This window comes from Sedimentibacter sp. B4, from assembly GCF_000309315.1.
In the GTDB taxonomy this organism is placed as follows: Bacteria; Bacillota; Clostridia; order Tissierellales; family Sedimentibacteraceae; genus Sedimentibacter; species Sedimentibacter saalensis.
In genome coordinates this window covers 1-614 of record NZ_CANG01000298.1, presented here as the reverse complement: position 1 = coordinate 614, position 614 = coordinate 1, and the positions used below count along the sequence as shown (strand labels likewise).

Genomic DNA, 614 nt, shown 5'->3' with positions numbered 1-614 from the left:
CGGCTGCCATTGGAGATGACACCGGGGGTTGGCCGCCGTGTTCGCACCGCGCCCAGCGACAACAGCGCGCGGGACAGCCGCGAACAGTGCTGCCGTGGGAGGAACGGTCTCGGGGACGGTGTAGAAGTCCATCCATTGGTCTCCGAGAACACCGCCCATCGCATCTGAGGCCGCGGCTAGCAGACCCATTGAGCCCCCCTTTGGGTTCGTGTCGGTCGACGGTGCTCCACCAAGCACAAGGGTAGCGGCCCGAGGCCCACGGCGAGGAGCCCGACCGATGGTTCGACAAGGCGCAGGCGGGACGGCTCACAGTTTGGAGCGGTGGTCCGGTTGCTGGCGTCGATGCCGCTCGGAAGCTGCTCAGTCCCGCCCGACAAGTAGTTCAGTTTGCCGCCTACATCTACAAGAGCATCGTGGTCAGAGGCCGACGCTGACGGTCACGCAGCTCGATGAGCGCGCATGCCCGGTTTGGGCTGGTGCCGCCAGGAACGGGTTGGGTCGAGGCAGCGGTCCGCGCGATCCTGAACGCGGCCGACGACCCGCATGGGAGAGTCTTCTGCGGACCGTGCATGTGAGATGGCGGAGGCCGGCGCAGCTGCCGCTGTCGCCGCAAG

General features: G+C 67.1%; 1 pseudogene. It reads right to left on the bottom strand.

Annotation, left to right across the window (positions count from 1 at the left end):
• Positions 1–189, bottom strand: a pseudogene (locus BN358_RS27635) (SPFH domain-containing protein); the annotation flags it as partial.
• Between the last annotated feature and the right edge of the window lie 425 nt (positions 190–614).